Here is a 19,878-nt window from a genome sequence, read left to right as displayed (position 1 = left end):
AACTTTAAATACTAATAGTATGATACCAGAAGACAACATCAACGAGCAAAATAGAAAGTTAAGAGAAATGGATTATAATCCTAATGAAGACTTTTTTAATAAAGAAAAACATATTCCGTTGGATGGGGACGGAAATCCAATAATCGATGAGAATGCGGAAGATTATGATATGGATCTTGATGTTCCAGGTGCAGATGAAGATGATGATATGGAGGAAATCGGCTCAGAAGATGAAGAGAATAATTATTGGAGTACCAGTGATAATGATGATGATCATGAAGAAGAAAATGATGATGTACTTACATAAAACCAGCCTTACTCAATTGAGTAAGGTTTTTTATTTGCTCAATCCTGGGTTTTTAATTCTTAACTTAGAAGATGGAAAATTCTGGTCTTTTGAAATACCTGTCAAGTGAACGAGAAGCTGTGACATCCATATAAAAACATAACATGAATCAAATTCTTACACATATCAATGAAATCCCTATTCAGATAAATTTCGTTGATAATTTACCCTATAATCCAAAACTGAAAGTTCTCCTAAAAAATAAGCGCAAAACAGGGATGTTAAGTGAAGTGCTTTTCTGGATGCTGGTTCGTGCCAGATCATTTCATAAAATTGACTTTGATAAACAAAAAATCATTGGAAATTATATTGTAGATTTTTATGTGAATAATTTAGGCCTGGTTGTAGAAATTGAAGATTCAAAACAAGGTTATGATAGTATAAGACAAGAATTTTTAGAATCATTAGGATTAAAAGTTTTTAGAATTACGGACTTAGCCATCAAAAATAACCTTACTGTTGTAATGGGAGAATTAGAAAGTTTTATTATTCTGCATTTTGGATCTGTACCAGCCTCTGAAATCTAATTAATTTTGAGATCCATACCAGTAAAAGAGGGGAATTTTTTATGTTTTCTTTGCATTATATTTTCTAATTTGAATATCTTTAAAACTTTGAATTTTAAACGAAGAACTTTAATATAAATATGACTTTCCAAGAACAAATACAACAAGGTATTCCTAACCAGTTGCCGCAACCCAAACCATACGAAACTAATATTAATCATGCACCAAAACGTAAAGAAATTCTAGGTGAAGAAGAGAAAAAACTTGCCTTGAAGAATGCTTTACGTTATTTCGAACCGAAGTTTCATGCAGAGCTAATACCAGAATTTAAAGAAGAGCTGGAAAAATACGGTAGAATCTATATGTATCGTTTTCGCCCGGATTATGAAATGAAAGCTCGCTCAATATCAGAGTATCCTGGAAAATCTGAGCAGGCAAAATCTATTATGCTCATGATTCAAAATAATCTGGATTATGCCGTGGCGCAGCACCCTCATGAATTAATTACATATGGTGGAAATGGAGCTGTTTTCCAAAACTGGGCTCAGTATCTTTTGACGATGAAATATTTGTCTGAGATGACAGATGAGCAGACTTTGACCATGTACTCAGGGCATCCAATGGGATTATTTCCTTCTCACAAAGATGCACCAAGGGTCGTGGTAACCAATGGAATGGTTATTCCTAATTATTCAAAACCTGACGATTGGGAAAAGTTCAATGCATTGGGGGTTTCTCAATATGGACAAATGACTGCCGGAAGCTATATGTATATCGGACCACAAGGTATTGTTCATGGGACAACGATTACGGTGCTGAATGCTTTCAGAAAAATTAAAAAAGAAACTCAGGGTGGTTTATTCGTGACTTCTGGATTGGGAGGAATGAGTGGAGCGCAACCAAAAGCAGGGAATATTGCCGGTTGCATTACCGTATGTGCTGAGGTTAATCCTAAGATCACGAAAATCCGTCACGATCAAAAATGGGTGAACGAAATTCATGAAAATCTTGATGAATTGGTAGCCAGAGTAAGAAAAGCTCAGGAAGATAAGGAAACTGTTTCTTTAGCTTATTTAGGAAATATCGTTGAAGTCTGGGAGAAATTTGATCAGGAAAATTTAAGAATCGATATCGGTTCAGACCAGACTTCACTTCACAATCCTTGGGCCGGAGGTTATTACCCTGTCGGACAAAGTTTCGAAGAATCTAATACTATGATGGCTGAGAATCCTGAATTATTCAAAGAAAAAGTTCAGGAAACTTTAAGGAGACATGCTGCAGCTATTAATAAACATACTGAAAAAGGAACTTATTTCTTCGATTATGGAAATGCCTTTTTATTAGAAGCTTCCAGAGCGGGGGCAGATGTAATGGCGGAAAATCCTACTTTGGGGAGGGAGTTTAAATTCCCAAGTTATGTCCAGGATATTATGGGGCCTATGTGTTTTGATTATGGTTTTGGACCATTCCGTTGGGTATGTACAAGTGGAAAGCCTGAAGATTTACATAAGACAGATACTATTGCCTGCCAGATTCTGGAAGAGATACAGCAAGGTTCTCCGGAAGAAATTCAGCAGCAGATGAAAGATAATATTCAATGGATCAAAGGAGCTCAGGAAAATAAACTGGTTGTTGGCTCTCAGGCTAGAATTCTTTACGCCGATGCAGAGGGAAGAATGAAAATTGCAGAAGCATTCAACAAAGCTATTAAAAGTGGTGAAATCGGACCTGTAGTATTGGGAAGAGATCATCATGATGTATCGGGAACAGATTCTCCTTACAGAGAAACCTCGAATATTTATGACGGATCAAGATTTACAGCTGATATGGCAATTCATAATGTAATTGGTGACAGTTTCCGTGGTGCAACCTGGGTTTCTATTCACAATGGTGGTGGAGTTGGTTGGGGAGAAGTGATCAATGGTGGTTTCGGAATGTTGTTGGATGGGAGTGATGAGGCTGACAGAAGATTGAAATCTATGCTCTTCTGGGATGTTAATAATGGTATTTCAAGAAGAAGCTGGGCAAGAAATGAAGGAGCAATCTTCGCTATAAAGAGAGCTATGGAAGTAGAGCCAAACTTAAAAGTAACGCTTCCTAATATGGTTGATGATAATTTATTATAATTTTGTAAAAAATATTCAATAAAAAGCTTTGCTTGTTGCAAAGTTTTTTTATTTTTATACAAAACAATAGAATAATGAAAATTTCGGCACCGAAACCTAGCTGTCAATGGCGGAGTGATGTAACTCGTAATCAGAAAGGCCAATTGAGCCTTGTCTATCATGGAGATTTTAGCTTTATAAACTTTTCACAAAAGACCGTTTAATTTTAAAATAAGCCTTTGAAAAGATATATTGCAAAATTCGAAAAGAGACAATTAACCCTGTTTTCAGAAAGTAATTCAGAAATAGGAAAAATTGTGGAGGTGAATAAAATTATCCCCTGGAAGAAATACATTATGTGTGACTCCAAACGATATGATATCAAAAATGTAGGTTTTCTATGGAATGACATAGAACTTTCAGACGGTAGAAAAGTGATCTACTACACAGATTTTGGTAAAGACAGGATTGTGAAAACAGGCGATAATACGAAGGTTTGTCACTTTAAATTTGGTAAAGGAATGCAACTGTTCGAACATAAAAAATTGCTGATAGATATCCAAACGCATAAAAAATGGTTTAAAAATCCTTTTTTTAGTATTGAAATGGATGATTCTGTAGATGATGCTTTAGCCTTATTATTCCTGCATTATTCCAGCAAAGAATTTAATGGAATAGGATGTGATGGAGATTAGATATGAATAAAAAGCTCCAGCGATTGAAAATCGCTGGAGCTTTTTTTAAACTATTGTAAGAATAGAAGCTTAATTTTTTATGGCTTTAATCGCTGCTTCATAATTAGGTTCATGTGAAATGTCTGCAACCTGCTCTTCATAAACAATTTTTCCCGAAGGGTCGATCACAACAACAGCTCTGCTCAAAAGACCTTTCATCATGGAATCTGTAATTTCTACACCATAGGTTTTCCCAAAGTCAGAACGGAAGTCTGAAAGCATCACTACATTTTTTATGCCTTCAGCACCACAAAATCTTTTCTGTGCGAAAGGTAGATCTTTAGAAATACAAAGAACCACTGTGTTTGGAAGATTGGCCGCATCTTCATTGAAATGACGGACAGAAGCCGAGCAGACACCTGTATCTACACTTGGAAAAATATTAAGAATTAAGAATTTTCCTTTGTAAGAATCTAGTGTTTGATCTTTCATAGCAACATCTGCAAGCGTAAATTTCGGAGCCGCTTTATCTACGGCCGGTAATTTCGAGTAAGTATGTACTGGTTTTCCTCCCATCATAATCGTATTTTCCGCTTTAGTATTTTGAGCGAAATGTGATACAGAGAAAAATAATAATGCGCTGAAAATTAATTTTGAAAACATTGAATTTTATTTTTAACAAAATTATTCTTTTTTTAGATTCAAATATTAATTTTAATTCAAACAGTCTTTAAATAGACCGAATCTATTAATCACCTATTTTTATAATCAATTGTAACGTCTACCTTTATTCTATCAAAAGTTGACACTTAATTATTAAAAAGATAAAAAATATGGATTCAGTACATAACTCATCCCTTCACGAGATTTTTAAAAGCGAAAACGAAATACCTGAAGAATTTAAAATTCAGGAAATTCACCAGCGGACCTATCTTCTTAATGGTGAATTGGTAGAATGGAAAGGGGAGGTCATGAATATCTACTCACCGGTATGTATACGTACAGAAAACGGGCTTGAAAGAAAGCTGTTGGGAAGTATTCCAAACATCAGTCCGGCAGATGCAATGGAAGTTCTTGAAGCCTCGGTAAAAGCGTATGATAACGGACTGGGTGAGTGGCCGACAATGTCGGTGGAAGGGCGTATAAAATGTATGCAAAAATTTGTGTACTTAATGATCCAGCAACGTGATTTGGTCATTAAACTGCTAATGTGGGAAATTGGAAAAACATTGGCGGATTCCACAAAAGAATTTGATCGTACGGTAGATTATATCAACCAGACCATTGATGCACTAAAAGATCTGGATCGTGAATCTTCACGTTTTCAACAGGCCGAAGGAACGATTGCTCAGATTCGCAGAGCTCCACTGGGAGTTGTTTTAAGCATGGGGCCATTTAATTATCCATTAAACGAGATATTTACGACGTTGATCCCGGCTTTAATTATGGGAAATACAATTTTATTTAAACTTCCTAAACATGGTGTTTTGGCTCATTATCCTTTACTAAACGCTTTTAAAGAAGCTTTTCCAAAAGGAACTGTAAATACACTTTATGGTAAAGGTTCGGAAATTATTACACCGATCATGGAAAGTGGAAAAGTAAATGTACTGGCCTTTATCGGATCCAGTAAGGTAGCTAATGGATTGAAAAAGCTGCATCCAAAAGTAAACAGGTTACGGGCTATTTTAAGTTTAGATGCAAAAAATGCAGCGATCATCACTAAGAATGCAGATCTTGATGTAGCAGTAAGCGAATGTATTTTAGGAGCACTTTCCTTTAATGGACAACGATGTACAGCACTAAAACTGTTATTTGTACAAAGAGAAGTAGCAGCTGAATTTACTGAGAAACTGAACAAAGCAGTATCTGCCTTAAAACCAGGATTACCTTGGGAAAAAGACGTTAAAATAACACCTCTTCCAGAAGTTAATAAACCGCCTTATCTGAAAGAATGTATTGATGATGCAATTGCTCATGGTGCTAAAGTTTTAAATGAGAATGGTGGCTATAATGAAGCTTCTTTTGTTTTTCCGGCAGTTGTGTATCCTGTTACCAGTGAAATGAAACTGTATCATGAGGAGCAGTTTGGTCCTGTAATTCCAGTTGTTCCCTTTGACAGTATCGACGAGCCTATCGACTATCAAGTGAATGCATCTCATGGAATGCAGGTAAGTATTTTCAGTCAGGATCCACATGAAGTATCAAAACTCATCGATCCTTTTGTTAATCTTGTAAGCCGTGTCAATATCAATTGTCAGGCACAGCGTGGTCCGGATGTTTTCCCATTTACAGGAAGAAAGGATAGTGCTGAAGGAACGCTTTCCGTATTTGATGCCCTTCGTTCTTTTTCCATAAGATCTTTAGTAGCAGCCAAACTTACGGAATCCAATAAAGAATTGTTGAACACAATCGTAAGAGACCATGACTCCAATTTCTTAAGTACAGATTATATCTTCTAAAGATTAGTAATAAATTCAAAATAAAAACCGTACTAAATCTAAACTTAGTACGGTTTTTCTATAATTTAATCTCAAATTTCAGAACTTGAATTACGCAATCGGAGCGCCAGTTCAAACTAAAACCCCACCACCATCTGCAACAATCGTATTTCCTGTTCCAAAACTTTGCTCCATCAGATAAATATAAGCAAGAGCAATGTCCTCAGGAATTGCGACTTTTTTCACCAATAAACTGTCTGCATATTGTTGATACATCTCCTCACGGGCTTCTTTCGGAATAGCTCCCCATAAGTCTGTTTTTACAATACCTGGAGATACAACATTAACCCTTATTGGAGCTAGTTCAACTGCCATAGCTCTGGTAAAACCTTCCATAGCTGAGGTAATGCTGGCTGCAATTCCCCAACCCTTTCCAGGGCGGTTACCCGCAATTCCGCTTGTTAAAACGATTGAACCTCCGGCATTTATTTTTGATGAGCCATATTTTACAGCTGCCAAAGCACCCCAATACCGAATTGTAAAGAATTTTTGTGCTTCTGAAAGTGAAGTTTCTTTAATATTCGTTAATTGAAGATTCTCACCTGCAGTATATACAAGATGATCAAAGGAAGTTTGATTCGTGAAGAAATTCTGGATATTTTCTTCTTTACTCAAGTCAACGGATTGACCTGTTGCATTTTCAGGTAACTGGGCTAATGCTGAATCAATACGATGTTGATTAGAAGCGACAATAGTAATTATAGCTCCTTTTTCGGCCGCTGCTTTTGCTGTTGCAAGACCTATTCCTGCACTGCCGCCCATTAGTATTACATGTTTTCCATCTAAAGAATTTGTTGTTGGTATCATTACTACTTATTTTTATGGGTACAAATTTCTTGTAACTGTAAACCATTCTATTTACCAAATGGTAAAAACGAAATTTATATTGAACTTTTTTAAATGCGTGGATGTATTTTTATTATTTTCATAAATACTTGTAACATTTTTACTAAAGTGTCACTAACTCTATAGAGCTAAAAACCATGAGTGCATTAGAACAAGAATTTTTAGAAAAAATTGAAAAACATAAGGGAATCATTTTCAAGATTTCTAAAATGTACATGGATAATAAGGATGACCGCGATGATCTTTTTCAGGAGATTACCTATCAGGTTTGGAGAGCATATCCAAGTTTCAAAGGACAAAGTGAGTTTTCTACATGGTTATACAGAATAGCTTTGAATACGGCGATCGTATTTTTAAAATCTGAAAAGAAAAGAAGTTTTATCGCTAATGAGGATTTTTCAAATTACAAGATCGTACAAGATGAGTATGATGATGAAAAAGAAGAGAAATTATCTGCAATGTATCAGGCTATTCATCAGTTAAACCCAATAGATAAAGCTTTTATATTCTATTATCTGGAAGACTTCCCCGGACGTGAAATTGCTGAGCAAATGGGAATCTCTGACGGAAATGTGAGAGTAAAAATGAATCGCGCTAAAAATAAGTTGAAAGATATCTTAAACTCAAATAAATACTAATTTTTTAAATCAATAACAATGAATATAGATGAACTAAAAAATACGTGGAATGATGATGTTTTTGAGAAAACACCGGAAATCACTATTGAAAATAAAAATAAGATTAATCTTCCTCTGGAAAGGATGCGTAAAAATATGAGGCATGAGTTTCTCTCCACAATTGGAATTTTTATTTTTGGTTTTGTGATAGTCTGGTTATGCGGAGCACCATTTAAATTTAAATTTTATCTTACTATACTATTGGCTTCCATGGCTCTGGTTACCTTTGTTTTTTTTAATAAATTCTTTAAGCTATATAAGGAAATGGGCGATCCTGTGATGAAGACTTATGATGGTTTAAAAGATTTACTTCATCAGTTCAATCTGAATAAACAATATTACCTCTCATTTTATCTGAGTTTCGTTCCTTTTCTTGTTTGTGAGATCATTATTGTATTAGAATTTATCCCTCGGCCCCAACCCTTAAGTGATCTTAAAATAGCGAGCATTCTGATAGGTTCTGTCGTATTTGGATTATTCTTTTTATATCTCCTTGGAAAATGGTGGTTTCAGAAATTCTATGGTAAATATATTATGAAAATAGAAGAGCTCTTATTAGAGTTTCAGAAGTGAAATTTTCGGCGGGCAGAATGCCCGCCGAGAATCTTATATAGTCAATTTACTAGACTGCTTTAAGAGACTTTTTGCCGAATCTGATGCTATCACTAAACCAGCTGCAAACATAATAATATCTTTTATAACCAGTCTGCCTGCTCCTGAGAGATAAGGGAAACCATGATCTGGACCACCCAAATCAGGAACCCAGACTTCTGGTGTTGTGATAAGAAAAGAAAGAGTAATAATAGACATTCCAGCAGTTAAAATTCCTGATAATAATCCGATCTTAGGAAAGAATACTCCGAATACAACTAAAATTCCAATACCAAGAATAAGACTTCCTAATACATAAGAAAAAGTATAAGTGCCATTTACTTCATGCCATTTTATATGATCAGGAATGACCTCTCCTTCTTTGCTTTTATGAAGCTCATAATTATCAGTGTCCGAAACTTTCTTATTAAGAAAGAAACTCATAAAAGGAGAGTTGGCAACAAATGGGATTATTCCTTCAGCTTCATAATGAAAAGCTTTTAATCCTCCAATCCACGCCATGACGATGAACACACTTATTCTTAAAATATGAATAAAGTTTTTCTGTGAGTGGGCTAAGAATTCAATCATACTATTTTTTTTGACAAAATTAGAACGAATGGATACTCAAGGGAATGGAAGATTATGGACTTTATTTGTACAAATCTGCAACAATCGAAATACCTGCTTCTTTGCGGAAATGAGTAGGTGAAACACCTGTATGTTTTTTAAAATATTTACTGAAATAAAATTCGTCGCTGAAATTAAGTTCTAACGCAATTTCTTTAAATGATTTACGGGTTAGGTGAATCTGCTTTTTAGATTCCAGAATAACTCTTTCCTGGATAATTTGTGAAGGTGTTTTATTAAAGCGTGATTTAATCTTTTTACTTAAGGTATTAGGTGTGATATTCAGTAGATCTGCATAGAATGATAAGGTTTTCTCAGCAATAAAATGCTTTTCCACCAAATTCTGAAAATATTTTAACTCTTTGAAATCATCATTAACTAAATCCTTGTCGGAAAGTATTTTATTTTTTTCTTTACTGCAGATGGCAAGAATGAGCTGAAGATAGGATTGCAAAATGGATTCCGAGAAATCCTCCTGAAGATCAACTTTCTTAATTTTTGAAAAGTACTCTGAAATCTCATCAAAAACCTCTTTGTTTAACCCAATATAAGGAAAGAGATAAATGTTATTAAATAATAAACCGTTGCACGCAACTTCTTTTTTATGAAATTCTATACAATAAAAATCACTATGAAAACTAAGGGTTTCAACACCAATAGAATGATCACTTAAGATCTGAATATTTTGAAAAGGCGAAGAGAAAAGAACAATCTTCCCATTAAAATCATATTCTGTGAAATCTATCACAATCTTTCCAATGCCCTCAAATAAGAAGATATGATAACAAGAATCGCTAAAAATATTTTTATAATATTCTGAATCTGATTTTTGGACTGAAAAAAATGTACTTTTCATTATCAGCTTACTTTACCGGTTTTCCCTTTCTTTTACTATCTCATCCTTTATCCAGTTTAACTGAACATCATTTTTATTAATAATATCCTGTAAGGTTTCACTGATTGGTATATCTGGTATTACTCCTCTTAGAGAGTTGGTAAGTGTGATATTTGGGTTCACCAGCAATAAACCGATAGGTAGGGTCAGTTTAGAATTTGGAAGTATTTGATAAGAGTAAAATCCTGCAACAGTTCCGTCATTTGCACCACCGGTCTCTTCACCAACAAGTGTGGCCTTTTTATCAAACTTTAATTTAGAACTGATAATAGAAGAAGCCGAATAACTTCCACCATTAATCAATACATAGATTTTCCCATTAAAGGCATTTTTATTCGGTTGGGTAACTTTATCAGCTTTTATTTTATAATAAAATTTACCATCTTTTCCTTTATATGTATGAAGGGTTTTAAGAAAAAAATAGGTTGGGTAGGTTATTCCTTTCAATGCATACTCAAGAGGTGTGCTCTTTTTGAAATAATTGGTTTTTAGTGGGGTAAAGCCAGAATTTAATCTTGAAGGTTTTATCAGCGTAAAAGGTTCAGAAACCAAATAGGAGTAAAGATTGTTGATCTCCTGTAAGGAACCGCCATAATTATTTCTGATATCCAGTATAAGATAAGATGACTTTGCTTCTTTAATTCTTTCAAAAGTTTCTTTATAGAATTTATCGGAATTATTATCTGAAAATTTCTTTATGCTTATATAAGCAATAGAATTATCATGATCTAAAAATTGAAAATTTCTGTTTGTGGAACAATGGAGGCCTCCTTTATTATCGGTAGTCTGACTTCTGGATTTTTCTCGCTCCACCTCATTTTGCTTTTCTCTTTCCAGAATATAGATTTGTTTCTTATTACTATATAAAGTTTCAAGTTTTACCTGATCCAAAAAGCCATTTTCCATACTGAAAAAGTAAAAAAAAGTATCTTTTAGATAATAGGGTGTAAAAGTAGTATTTTGCCCATCGCTGCTAATCAGTTTTTTATATCTGTTGATATAGGATGTTATGGGAACATCATTAATACTTAATATTTCAGTGCCAGGTTTAATATGATGAATAGAATCCTTATTTTCCACTATATACATGTGGTCTCCCTTGATATAGTATTTAAAATAATTAAATAATTTCTTCCCATGGAAATCCTTTTTTAATTTATCAAAAGGAATCGTTAGTGAAAGATGTCCTTCTCTTATTGTTGTAATTACAGGTTGTAGTTTAAAATAAAACTGAACAGGTGTTAGAGGGGTGTCAATGGTTTGTTTAAGGCTGTCAATTCTTCGGTCAAGATCTTTTCTTGTGGTATACCGATAAAGTTGAGGATGCATTTCCTTTAATTTGCCATAAGCATAATCAATATCTTTTTTTAGCTGATCAGGAGGAATGACAAGTCGTTCCTGTTGCTCACTATTTGTGACAGAAGAGCAGGACCACAGGAAAATGAGTCCGAGTAGAATTAATGAAATTTTCAAAGCCTTTGTGTTTAAAACCAACAAATTTAAGTGTTTATAATTATTCAAATATTAAAATAATGATAATTTTTTAAGTATGACCTATAATGTTACGTTAAATAAATAGGTTATTTGCTTGTTAGCTATATCATTTAATCACAAAAGTTAATACATTTGATGCTTATTTTTTTATCAAATGATGTATTTAATTATTGCGATAGCCATTTTATTAGTGATGGCATATTTTTTAATAATCAATCAGGACGTTTTTGGCGCTGAACCTAAAGGGAAAAGACTGGAAAGAATGAGGAAATCTGAGCATTACAGAGATGAGCAGTTTCAGAACCTTAGCCATACACCATCAATTGCAGAAGGGTATAGCATGCCTGGTGTTCTTTATGATTTTTTTCTGGCTAAAAAAGACCCACTTTTAAAACCTTTAAAGAATATACCTGCTATACATACCGATTTAAAAACAATTCCAAAAGATCAGAATGTTTTTGTTTGGTTGGGACATTCATCATATTTTATCCAAACAGATGGTGTTTCATTTTTAATTGATCCGGTTTTAAGCACATACGGATCGCCATTTAAGTTTTTTAATAAAGCTTTTGCCGGGTCTGATATCTTTAAACCCGAAGATGTTCCCAATCTTGATTACCTTGTTATTACTCATGATCATTTTGATCATTTGGATTATCCTACGGTTAAAAAGATAAGAGATAGAGTTGCAAAGGTTATCTTGCCATTAGGTGTTGGAGCACATTTTGAAAAGTGGGGCTACAAAGAAGAACAGCTGATCGAAGAAGAATGGGGTGGTATTTCTAATCTAAAAAATAATATTAAAATAACTTTTACACCGGCAAGACATTTTTCAGGAAGAAAAATAAAAAGAAATGGAACCTTGTGGACTTCTTATGTATTGGAAACACCAACAAAAAAGATGTTCTTAGGGGGTGATAGTGGTTATGATACCCACTTTAAGATGATCGGTGAAAAATATGGTCCTTTTGATTATGCTATTATGGAGAACGGACAATACAATGCAGCCTGGAGATATATCCATACGCTTCCTGAAGATACGATACAGGCGAGTATAGATATTAATGCTAAATATATTATTCCTGTTCATTCTTCAAAATTTGCTTTGGCGCTTCATCCATGGAATGAACCGCTAAAAAAAATAGCAAACTCCGGTAAAGAGAAAAATTTACATATCCTTACTCCTATGATTGGAGAGAGAGTAGACTTAAATCGATCCGATAACCAATTCAAAGCATGGTGGGAAGATTAACTTCAGGCGTGCCAGATATCTTTATACCTTTTCGGATGATTTTCAAATTGCTGTCTTACAAAATCACATTCAGGATCTATTAACAAGTCTTTTTCCTCAGCATATCGTACGAGTTCATCTAGAAGCATTTTGGCATATCCCTGCCCCTCAAGATCTTCGTTAAGTTTGGTGTAGTATACAATTAATTGTCTGCCATCAATCGCTATGGACATATAGCCAGCCTTCTTCTCACCAATTAATATCTGCAATTCATCTTGATATGGAGATATTTCAAATTTTACATTTTCCATAAGTATTGAGATTAGGTTGAATTAAAAATGATTTTGAGAACTTAAGATCAGATCTCTTCTTTAAAATTACAAATTAAAATAATACAACAGGCTAATTTTTAATAAGCTAAGTCTAATTTATATTCTTTTAAATTAAGCTAAATAGGTTTGAGAGCAGGAGAGTTTGAAGGTAGTAATTATCTAACTATAATATCATAACCTCGAACTCTTTACGACACAATTTCAAATCCCACCCAAATTTATTTCCTACGTTTTCAATTGCTTACAAGCCTTTAACAAAGATAAATAAAGGATTTCCCCGCTTTGGCATTTTAATTGAAATGACATGAACACCATAATGAATCACATTTCACTATATATTCAAATTTTTCTTGATGACTGTTCGTAAGATCAGTCATTTTTTATTCCCCAGACTGTATAAAATAAAATATTTTGATTTTGTTTGAATTTTATAACTTTGCTTTATGGAATCATCAGAATCATTACAAGAATTTTACCATCGTACGCAGGTAAGAGTTTTCCCTTCCTGTCTTTCGAATACGGGTTTAGGACATTTTAATGTTTTCTCCCGCGATAACTGTGCATTGGTTACCCCATACAGCAGAAGAGATTTTTATAAAGTTTCGCTGATTATTGGAAAGGGTAAACTTCATTATGCAGATAAGTGGATCCGTGTAGATAAACCAGCATTGCTGTTTTCTAACCCTGTTATTCCATATTCATGGGAAGCGGATGACGATAATCAGAAAGGATGGTTCTGTCTGTTCACAGATCAGTTCATGCAAAATGGAACCCGTTTGGGAAATCTTCAGGACTCACCGCTTTTCAAAATAGGAGGAACACCGGTTTTCTTTGTTAATGAAGAGCAGCAAAAAAAAGTTTCTGATATATTTGATAAAATGATGACTGAAATTGAGTCCGATTATATCCATAAATATGATATGCTCCGTAATTACCTTCATCTTTTAATTCATGAAACCATGAAGATGAATCCTGCTGAGAATTTTGAGCACCATCAGAATGCTTCACAAAGAGTAGCCTCGTTGTTCATGGAATTGTTGGAGCGGCAGTTTCCTATCGACAGCCCTGAATCCTATTTAAAACTGAAATCACCGAATGATTACGCCGAAAGCCTTTCAGTTCATGTAAATTCTCTAAACCGTTCTGTGAAAGAGATGACCGGAAAGACGACAACCCAGCAGATCACAGCAAGAATTATTCAGGAAGCCAATGCTCTTTTAAAACATACAGATTGGAATATTTCTGAAATTGCTTATGGACTTGGCTTTGAAGAACCTGCTTATTTTACCAATTATTTTAAAAAACAAACCGGAAGTACACCCAATGCCTTAAGAACTGACCTTGTTTGAATTTTATAATTCTTAGTTTGAATTCTATATGAAAAATTAATCTACGTTGTTATAATTTTGTTCCTGTAATTTAAAATCACAAGCAATCATGAAATTTAGAAAATTAGGAAACACAGACGAACAACTATCAGCAATTGGTTTAGGATGTATGGGAATGAGCTTTGCATATGGCCCGGCAGATGAACAGGAAAGTATCAATACATTGCATAAAGCCCTGGATCTGGGGGTGAACTTTTGGGATACTGCAGATATGTATGCCAATGGAGAAAATGAAAAGCTAATTTCCAAAGTTTTAGTTCCGAATCGGGATAAAATCTTTATCGCTACAAAATTCGGATTTAGATTTAAAGATGGTAAAGCGAGTCATAGTGGAGCTCCAGGAACCTATTTTGATGGTTCTCCAGAATGGATCAGACAAGCAGTAGATTTAAGTCTGCAACGTTTGAAAATTGATACTATAGATCTGTATTATGCGCATAGAGTTGATCCAAATATTCCAGTTGAAGAAACCGTAGGAGCAATGGCTGATCTTGTAAAAGCGGGAAAAGTAAAATATATTGGTTTATCAGAAGCTTCTGCAGAATCCATTAAAAAAGCAAATAATATTCATCCCATTACAGCTTTGCAGTCAGAATATTCTATTCTTACCAAAGATGTTGAAAAAGAAATTTTACCCACGATCAGAGAGCTTGGAATTTCTTTAGTTCCCTATTCTCCCTTAGCAAGAGGACTTTTTGCAAACATTAATGAAGTTGAGAATTTTGGTGACGACGATTTCAGAAAATCATTACCTCGCTATCAGGAAGAAAGTCTTGAAAATAACAGAAAGCTGGTTAAGGAATTTAATGATCTGGCTGCTTCAAAAGGAATAAAAGGAACTCAACTTGCTTTGGCTTGGGTCCTTAATCAAGGCGATGATATTATTCCTATTCCAGGAACTAAACGAATTAAATATCTCGAAGAAAATATCGCAGCAATTAATGTTGAACTTTCTACATCCGACTTGGATACTATTGATATGATTTTAAAGAAATATCCTAATGTAGGAGAAAGATATAGTGAAGGCTCAATGAAGTTGGTTAACAACTAAAACATAGGTAAATATGGATTCCTGATTATTTGGGAATCCATGTTTTTTTATTACCAAATCACAAATTTAATTATGAATAGAAGAGAACTTTTAAAAAATGGAATTTTAGCCGGGGCTTTCAGTGTCATTCCTTTTTCAAGCTCTTTAGCAGGTGAGCGGAAAACGGTACTCACAGAGGATGACCTTTCGGGTGTTAAAAAAATAAAGTTGGGTGATTTCGATCTGTACATTCTTTCGGACGGATTTATTCACGAAGAGAATCTTAATTCTTTTGCTCCCCGCGGAAATGTATCAGAAATGAAAATGATTCTTAAAGATAATTTTCGTTCTGATAATTCTATCGATATGGCAATGAATGTCTTACTGGTTAAAACAAAGAATAAGCTGATCCTAATGGATACCGGAATGGGGATTTTTGCTGATGCCAGAACCGGATTTTTATTGAAAAGTCTTAAAAAAGCGGGCTTTTCAGCTTCAGATATTACAGATATATTTCTTTCTCATGCTCATCCCGATCATATCGGTGGAGTAGTAGATAAACAAAACAAATTGGTTTTCCCAAATGCTCAAATGTTTATTTCAAAAATTGAACACGATTTTTGGATGCAGGCGACACTCAAAGATTTTAATAACAGTGCATTAAAGAATCAGCCTGATTTTCTTAATCAGGTTATTCCCGGTATTCAGAATATTCTGAGAACAATAAAGCCAAAATTGAAATTTTATGAACTTGACAAAACATTATATGAGAATTTTAACTTTCAACTAGCTCCAGGACATACGCCAGGACTTACTTTGGTGACTATAACCTCAGGAAATGAGAAGCTATTGTATATAGCAGATCTTATGCACTCTGATGTTATTCTGTTTCCACATCCTGACTGGGGATATTTTGGAGATACTGATCTGGATATTGCTATAGCATCACGTAAAAAAGTCCTTGAACACTTAGCTGAAACCAGATCCAGAGCTTTTGCCTATCATTTACCTTGGCCAGGTCTAGGTTTTACTAAAAAGAAGGATCGTGTATTTGAATGGATCCCGGAATCATTTATGAGCTAAGACAAAAGAAACGATTTAAACCACAAAAGTCACAAAAGTTTTTAAACACTTAAGTTTTTTAAGGTTAATTCATGCTGTATAAAAAAAGGGCACATCAGTTCTTTAAAAAAAATCGAAGATTTTTCCGTTACGACCTAGAAAGTTGAGGCGTCAAAAAAAATAAATTTTGTGAACGTTAAGAAAATTCTATTGTTTGAGTACGGGACATAAATTTGATAATAAATACACTTTATATCCGTACGAGTTTAGAATTTTCAGAGAACAAAGTTTATTTTAGTCGAAAATTCCAGTCTTGAACTTTTGTTTCTTTTGTTTCAAGACAAAAGAAAAGATAAAATTTCCTACAATATAGTTTCAACAATAAATCCTCTCAATACTGAGAGGATTTATTTTAATAAGAATCTTTCATATTTAATTAAATTTAACCTCATTAAGAACCAGTTCAGAACTGTAAATTTTTCTAAACATAAAATACGTTATAGACAGAACGGTAAACGCTATAATAGCATCGATGGTAGATGGAAATCCAATAACTGCAATTTTAGAAAAGAAAGCGAAGGTAATATCGAAAAACATTCCGGCGAATACCCATTCTTTTAATCTTAATAGCTTATTGGGAACTAAAAGTACGATAACTCCTAAAACTTTGAAGACTCCCAGTATATAAATAAAATGCGGGGGATAGCCAAGTTGTAAAGTAATATCCCATACAAACGGACTTTTAATGAGTTCAAATATACCACTTGTTCCAAACCATAATGACATAAAAATTGCTCCTGACCAATAGATGATTTTTGTTGTTTTTGTTTTCATTTTTTTATTGTTTTAAATTATTATTGTTTATTGTCTAGTCCTTTCCTGAAGATTTATTGAAATATAGCTTTTGAAGCTCCCGAAATCTGTCCTGTTCTTGCATTTTGAATAAATCCTATGATCTCCCAATTGTTGATATTAAAATCCTTAGGTAACGGGAAGCTGGAACTGCCTTCAGAACTGCTTTTTAAAGAAATTTGATTTTGTTGATGAACGATCTGCCAGTGTTCTAAATGTCGGCCTTCATTTTCTCCTCTTGCTACGTTAGTAGAAGATTTCTTCTCTACCAATGTGATCAGTAGTTTGTTTTGAGTATTGCTTTCTGAGACTTTATAGGCAACACTGATTGCTTTAGAATCAGATTGAGCTTTCAGATCTATTATACTGCCACCAGTACTACTTAAGGCTTTAACAATAGAGTTTTCAACGGCTGCTCTATCTGATCCTACAAACTGCTGTCTGCCATTGATAACAAGTTGTGGAGTATAAACCTGAGAACCTAGTAGCCTGCTGTATTGTTGCTGACGTTCAGAGTTTTCTGGAGTACTGAACCGATCCTTCCAACCAAGACGGTTCCAATAATCAACATGATAGGCCAAGATGTACACAGGCTGATCTTTGCTGCTTTCCTTAATCTGTCCCATTAAAGCATCTGCAGGAGGGCAGCTTGAGCATCCTTCAGAAGTAAATAATTCTAAGACTGCAAAACCACCATTATTTCCAATCGGAATGTTTTTAAAGTTTTCGTTAGTCTTATCTTTTTGCACAAATGCAGAAATTGTAAATAGTAAAGCGACAAATACACCTACTATCAATAGTTTTTTAGATATCATTTCTTTTAATTTTATTCAAAAGTAGATACCTGAGTGATGTTAAAAAATGAAAAAAGGGCTCAACCAGACAAATAGAAAGGTGAACCCTGAAAAAAATAAGTTTAAGATTTGAGCAATTACCGGTCTTCTAGCCAGGAGAAAAAGCTATGTGTTTTTTCTTTATTGATAAGAAGCTTTTCAGGAGTGTCAATGACTAATTTAACATAGATCTTACGCTGGAAATAATGTTCCATTTCTTTAATGGCTGTGAAATTAACGATATACTGTCTGTTTACTCTAAAAAACTGTTTAGGAGAAACAAGTTCTGCCACCTGACCCAATGATTGGGTGAGTGAAAACTGCTGTTTATCAAAAGTAACCAGATGGGTCATTTCATTATGAATATAGAAATAGGCAATATTTTCTGTGAGTATCGTAGTGTATTTTTGATTTTTAAAAACAAGGAAACTACTTTTAGTAGAAGCTTGAGGCTGATTTATTTTTTGTAAAATAGCTTCCAGTTCAGGAATTTCTGTCTTTTGGAAAAATTTTTTCAACTCGTCAACTTTTCTTAAAGCTTCAGCAATGTCATCCCGTGAAAATGGCTTTAAAACATAATCAACCCCTTTGCTTTTAAAAGCATCCAGCATATATTGATCAAATGCGGTACAAAAGACCACCGGGCAGGTGATGTCAACCTGTTTGAAAATTTCAAAAGAAAGCCCGTCCGACAGATGGATATCCATAAAGATAAGATCGGGTTTGTTACCTTGGGATAAAGCTTCTACACTGGATTCTATACTGTCATAAACTCCGGTAATTGTAGATTCAGGTTTTAATTCTTTGATTAAATTCTGCAGTGATTTTGCCGCTCTGAATTCGTCTTCAATGATGATGATATTCATGGATAAAAGGTAGTTTTATTTGAAAAATTTGATTGTTGTCTGTAATGTCAATTTCCTGATCTAATAAGTGTTTGTAACGCATATTAACATTGTTTAAGCCAACACCTAAAGAATCTTCAGGAATCATTTTACGCTGAATAGGGTTTTCAATAATAATCTTATCGTTTGCGTCATATATCTTAATATGTAAAGGTTTACTTTGTGAAACAATATTATGCTTGATACAGTTTTCCACTAATAGCTGCAAAGTGAAAGGCGGAATAAGTGTCTTTAAAGTGTCTTTATCCAATGTATCGGTAAAAGTAAAACCATCACCAAATCGGGCTTTTTGAAGAAAAAGATAAGAGTTTAATATTTTCATTTCTTCCTCTACTGTGATTAGATCAAGCTTTCTGCTTTCCAGAGTAAAACGATAGAAATCGGAAAGCTTAATAATAAAATCAACAGTTTCCTCATCATGCGTTTCCACCATAGACTTCAGTGTATTTAAACTATTGAAAAGAAAGTGAGGGTTCACCTGTTGTTTAAGTAATTCATATTGAGCACCCAGGTTATCACTTTTTACTTTTTCTAATTCCAAATGAACTTGCTGGCCGGTATAATTATGCTGAACAAGATTTAAAAACATATAGAAAACAAGGTTGATCAGAATCCCTCTGACTTCTACCATCAGCATGACAGGACCAAAGTTGATGTGGGATAAAATTAATTGTTGTACCCATGCCAATGCAAACATGACCACCATACCCAATGCCAGTACCACTAATAGCCTGGAGTAAGAAATTCCCTGGCGTCTTTTTTTGTTGCGGTTGAGCAGGAAGATGTTGAGGTACCACATGACTACCGCAAAAGCTGAGGTAATGGCTGCGTTCACTACAGCTTCCATGAGATTGAAGTCGTGAGAAGCAAGCTGGGGAACTGACGATAGGATCCCTAAAAAAATGGAGCTTATCCAGATGACAGCCTGCGATATTTTTATTTTTTCCTGATGCATTAAGAAGGTAGGTTTTAAAAATGTT

Annotated in this window: 21 protein-coding genes; 11 read left to right on the top strand and 10 right to left on the bottom strand. The window is 34.2% G+C overall.

Annotation, left to right across the window (positions count from 1 at the left end; translation table 11 throughout):
- Window positions 1-19 precede the first annotated feature (19 nt).
- From NG806_RS07840 to NG806_RS07825, 4 genes are all read left to right on the top strand, one after another.
- The gene (locus NG806_RS07840) at window positions 20-307 is read left to right on the top strand and encodes a hypothetical protein (protein ID WP_214831514.1); all 288 of its coding nucleotides are present in this window, start codon (window positions 20-22) and stop codon (window positions 305-307) included.
- A gap of 143 nt (window positions 308-450) precedes the next feature.
- Window positions 451-873, top strand: coding sequence for an endonuclease domain-containing protein (locus NG806_RS07835; RefSeq protein WP_214831513.1), 423 nt, complete (start codon window positions 451-453; stop codon window positions 871-873).
- 119 nt (window positions 874-992) lie between these two features.
- The gene (locus NG806_RS07830; RefSeq protein WP_261512597.1) at window positions 993-2,978 is read left to right on the top strand and encodes a urocanate hydratase; all 1,986 of its coding nucleotides are present in this window, start codon (window positions 993-995) and stop codon (window positions 2,976-2,978) included.
- 218 nt (window positions 2,979-3,196) lie between these two features.
- Complete coding sequence (locus NG806_RS07825) at window positions 3,197-3,652, top strand: hypothetical protein (protein ID WP_214831511.1); 456 nt, start codon at window positions 3,197-3,199, stop codon at window positions 3,650-3,652.
- Window positions 3,653-3,721: 69 nt separating this feature from the next.
- Here the strand turns inward: NG806_RS07825 and tpx are convergent, their stop codons facing one another.
- Window positions 3,722-4,294, bottom strand: a complete 573-nt coding sequence (gene tpx, locus NG806_RS07820) for a thiol peroxidase (RefSeq protein WP_214831510.1) — start codon at window positions 4,292-4,294, stop codon at window positions 3,722-3,724.
- A 170-nt stretch (window positions 4,295-4,464) separates the two neighbouring features.
- On the opposite strand from tpx, the gene NG806_RS07815 reads away from it, so the two are divergent.
- Entirely contained in the window at window positions 4,465-6,093 is a 1,629-nt protein-coding gene (locus tag NG806_RS07815; protein WP_261512596.1) for an NADP-dependent glyceraldehyde-3-phosphate dehydrogenase, read from the top strand.
- A 111-nt stretch (window positions 6,094-6,204) separates the two neighbouring features.
- Here NG806_RS07815 and NG806_RS07810 read toward each other — a convergent pair whose 3' ends face one another.
- Window positions 6,205-6,939 carry an SDR family oxidoreductase gene (locus NG806_RS07810; RefSeq protein ID WP_261512595.1) on the bottom strand — a complete coding sequence of 245 codons (735 nt, stop codon included), beginning with the start codon at window positions 6,937-6,939 and terminating at the stop codon, window positions 6,205-6,207.
- 176 nt (window positions 6,940-7,115) lie between these two features.
- Between NG806_RS07810 and NG806_RS07805 the strand changes: the two genes are divergently transcribed.
- A complete protein-coding gene (locus NG806_RS07805) occupies window positions 7,116-7,616 on the top strand; it encodes an RNA polymerase sigma factor (RefSeq protein WP_261512594.1) in 501 nt (166 codons plus the stop codon).
- 18 nt (window positions 7,617-7,634) lie between these two features.
- The gene (locus NG806_RS07800) at window positions 7,635-8,228 is read left to right on the top strand and encodes a hypothetical protein (protein ID WP_214831506.1); all 594 of its coding nucleotides are present in this window, start codon (window positions 7,635-7,637) and stop codon (window positions 8,226-8,228) included.
- Between the two features lie 33 nt (window positions 8,229-8,261).
- Here the strand turns inward: NG806_RS07800 and NG806_RS07795 are convergent, their stop codons facing one another.
- The 3 genes from NG806_RS07795 to NG806_RS07785 form a co-directional block, all read right to left on the bottom strand.
- The gene (locus tag NG806_RS07795) at window positions 8,262-8,837 is read right to left on the bottom strand and encodes a YkgB family protein (RefSeq protein WP_261512593.1); all 576 of its coding nucleotides are present in this window, start codon (window positions 8,835-8,837) and stop codon (window positions 8,262-8,264) included.
- 61 nt (window positions 8,838-8,898) lie between these two features.
- On the bottom strand, window positions 8,899-9,732 hold the full coding sequence (locus NG806_RS07790; RefSeq protein WP_261512592.1) for a helix-turn-helix domain-containing protein: 834 nt from the start codon (window positions 9,730-9,732) through the stop codon (window positions 8,899-8,901).
- 12 nt (window positions 9,733-9,744) lie between these two features.
- Window positions 9,745-11,244 (bottom strand): S41 family peptidase, encoded by a 1,500-nt coding sequence (locus tag NG806_RS07785; protein WP_261512591.1) that lies wholly within the window; start codon window positions 11,242-11,244, stop codon window positions 9,745-9,747.
- Between the two features lie 175 nt (window positions 11,245-11,419).
- Between NG806_RS07785 and NG806_RS07780 the strand changes: the two genes are divergently transcribed.
- Entirely contained in the window at window positions 11,420-12,517 is a 1,098-nt protein-coding gene (locus tag NG806_RS07780) for an MBL fold metallo-hydrolase (protein ID WP_214831502.1), read from the top strand.
- 2 nt (window positions 12,518-12,519) lie between these two features.
- On the opposite strand, the gene NG806_RS07775 is transcribed toward NG806_RS07780, so the two are convergent.
- The gene (locus NG806_RS07775) at window positions 12,520-12,807 is read right to left on the bottom strand and encodes a GNAT family N-acetyltransferase (RefSeq protein WP_261512590.1); all 288 of its coding nucleotides are present in this window, start codon (window positions 12,805-12,807) and stop codon (window positions 12,520-12,522) included.
- A gap of 464 nt (window positions 12,808-13,271) precedes the next feature.
- Between NG806_RS07775 and NG806_RS07770 the strand changes: the two genes are divergently transcribed.
- The 3 genes from NG806_RS07770 (at window position 13,272) to NG806_RS07760 (ending at window position 16,329) form a co-directional block, all read left to right on the top strand.
- The gene (locus tag NG806_RS07770) at window positions 13,272-14,177 is read left to right on the top strand and encodes a helix-turn-helix domain-containing protein (protein ID WP_214831500.1); all 906 of its coding nucleotides are present in this window, start codon (window positions 13,272-13,274) and stop codon (window positions 14,175-14,177) included.
- 88 nt (window positions 14,178-14,265) lie between these two features.
- Window positions 14,266-15,267 carry an aldo/keto reductase gene (locus tag NG806_RS07765; RefSeq protein ID WP_214831499.1) on the top strand — a complete coding sequence of 334 codons (1,002 nt, stop codon included), beginning with the start codon at window positions 14,266-14,268 and terminating at the stop codon, window positions 15,265-15,267.
- A 72-nt stretch (window positions 15,268-15,339) separates the two neighbouring features.
- On the top strand, window positions 15,340-16,329 hold the full coding sequence (locus tag NG806_RS07760; protein WP_214831498.1) for an MBL fold metallo-hydrolase: 990 nt from the start codon (window positions 15,340-15,342) through the stop codon (window positions 16,327-16,329).
- 411 nt (window positions 16,330-16,740) lie between these two features.
- Here NG806_RS07760 and NG806_RS07755 read toward each other — a convergent pair whose 3' ends face one another.
- The 4 genes from NG806_RS07755 to NG806_RS07740 form a co-directional block, all read right to left on the bottom strand.
- Entirely contained in the window at window positions 16,741-17,142 is a 402-nt protein-coding gene (locus NG806_RS07755) for a DoxX family protein (protein ID WP_214831497.1), read from the bottom strand.
- A 53-nt stretch (window positions 17,143-17,195) separates the two neighbouring features.
- The gene (locus NG806_RS07750; RefSeq protein WP_261512589.1) at window positions 17,196-17,975 is read right to left on the bottom strand and encodes a DUF1223 domain-containing protein; all 780 of its coding nucleotides are present in this window, start codon (window positions 17,973-17,975) and stop codon (window positions 17,196-17,198) included.
- 116 nt (window positions 17,976-18,091) lie between these two features.
- Window positions 18,092-18,859, bottom strand: a complete 768-nt coding sequence (locus tag NG806_RS07745) for a LytR/AlgR family response regulator transcription factor (protein WP_261512588.1) — start codon at window positions 18,857-18,859, stop codon at window positions 18,092-18,094.
- Window positions 18,840-19,853: a sensor histidine kinase gene (locus tag NG806_RS07740; RefSeq protein WP_214831494.1), complete on the bottom strand. Its 1,014-nt coding sequence runs from the start codon at window positions 19,851-19,853 to the stop codon at window positions 18,840-18,842. Before NG806_RS07740 ends, NG806_RS07745 begins: the two co-directional genes overlap by 20 nt.
- Window positions 19,854-19,878 lie beyond the last annotated feature (25 nt).

The sequence above is a fragment of the Chryseobacterium paludis genome, from assembly GCF_025403485.1.
In the GTDB taxonomy this organism is placed as follows: domain Bacteria; phylum Bacteroidota; class Bacteroidia; order Flavobacteriales; family Weeksellaceae; genus Chryseobacterium; species Chryseobacterium paludis.
Note: the sequence above shows the minus strand (reverse complement) of the source record. Positions and strands in the feature narration are given on the sequence as shown.

Coding starts and splice junctions, on each gene's coding strand:
- NG806_RS07765 (WP_214831499.1), top strand. CDS start 14,266: ATGAAATTTAGAAAATTAGGAAACACAGACGAACAACTATCAGCAATT.
- NG806_RS07805 (WP_261512594.1), top strand. CDS start 7,116: ATGAGTGCATTAGAACAAGAATTTTTAGAAAAAATTGAAAAACATAAG.
- NG806_RS07795 (WP_261512593.1), bottom strand. CDS start 8,837: ATGATTGAATTCTTAGCCCACTCACAGAAAAACTTTATTCATATTTTA.
- NG806_RS07800 (WP_214831506.1), top strand. CDS start 7,635: ATGAATATAGATGAACTAAAAAATACGTGGAATGATGATGTTTTTGAG.
- NG806_RS07740 (WP_214831494.1), bottom strand. CDS start 19,853: ATGCATCAGGAAAAAATAAAAATATCGCAGGCTGTCATCTGGATAAGC.
- NG806_RS07840 (WP_214831514.1), top strand. CDS start 20: ATGATACCAGAAGACAACATCAACGAGCAAAATAGAAAGTTAAGAGAA.
- NG806_RS07780 (WP_214831502.1), top strand. CDS start 11,420: ATGATGTATTTAATTATTGCGATAGCCATTTTATTAGTGATGGCATAT.
- tpx (WP_214831510.1), bottom strand. CDS start 4,294: ATGTTTTCAAAATTAATTTTCAGCGCATTATTATTTTTCTCTGTATCA.
- NG806_RS07775 (WP_261512590.1), bottom strand. CDS start 12,807: ATGGAAAATGTAAAATTTGAAATATCTCCATATCAAGATGAATTGCAG.
- NG806_RS07745 (WP_261512588.1), bottom strand. CDS start 18,859: ATGAATATCATCATCATTGAAGACGAATTCAGAGCGGCAAAATCACTG.
- NG806_RS07830 (WP_261512597.1), top strand. CDS start 993: ATGACTTTCCAAGAACAAATACAACAAGGTATTCCTAACCAGTTGCCG.
- NG806_RS07810 (WP_261512595.1), bottom strand. CDS start 6,939: ATGATACCAACAACAAATTCTTTAGATGGAAAACATGTAATACTAATG.
- NG806_RS07750 (WP_261512589.1), bottom strand. CDS start 17,975: ATGATATCTAAAAAACTATTGATAGTAGGTGTATTTGTCGCTTTACTA.
- NG806_RS07835 (WP_214831513.1), top strand. CDS start 451: ATGAATCAAATTCTTACACATATCAATGAAATCCCTATTCAGATAAAT.
- NG806_RS07815 (WP_261512596.1), top strand. CDS start 4,465: ATGGATTCAGTACATAACTCATCCCTTCACGAGATTTTTAAAAGCGAA.
- NG806_RS07760 (WP_214831498.1), top strand. CDS start 15,340: ATGAATAGAAGAGAACTTTTAAAAAATGGAATTTTAGCCGGGGCTTTC.
- NG806_RS07770 (WP_214831500.1), top strand. CDS start 13,272: ATGGAATCATCAGAATCATTACAAGAATTTTACCATCGTACGCAGGTA.
- NG806_RS07755 (WP_214831497.1), bottom strand. CDS start 17,142: ATGAAAACAAAAACAACAAAAATCATCTATTGGTCAGGAGCAATTTTT.
- NG806_RS07790 (WP_261512592.1), bottom strand. CDS start 9,732: ATGAAAAGTACATTTTTTTCAGTCCAAAAATCAGATTCAGAATATTAT.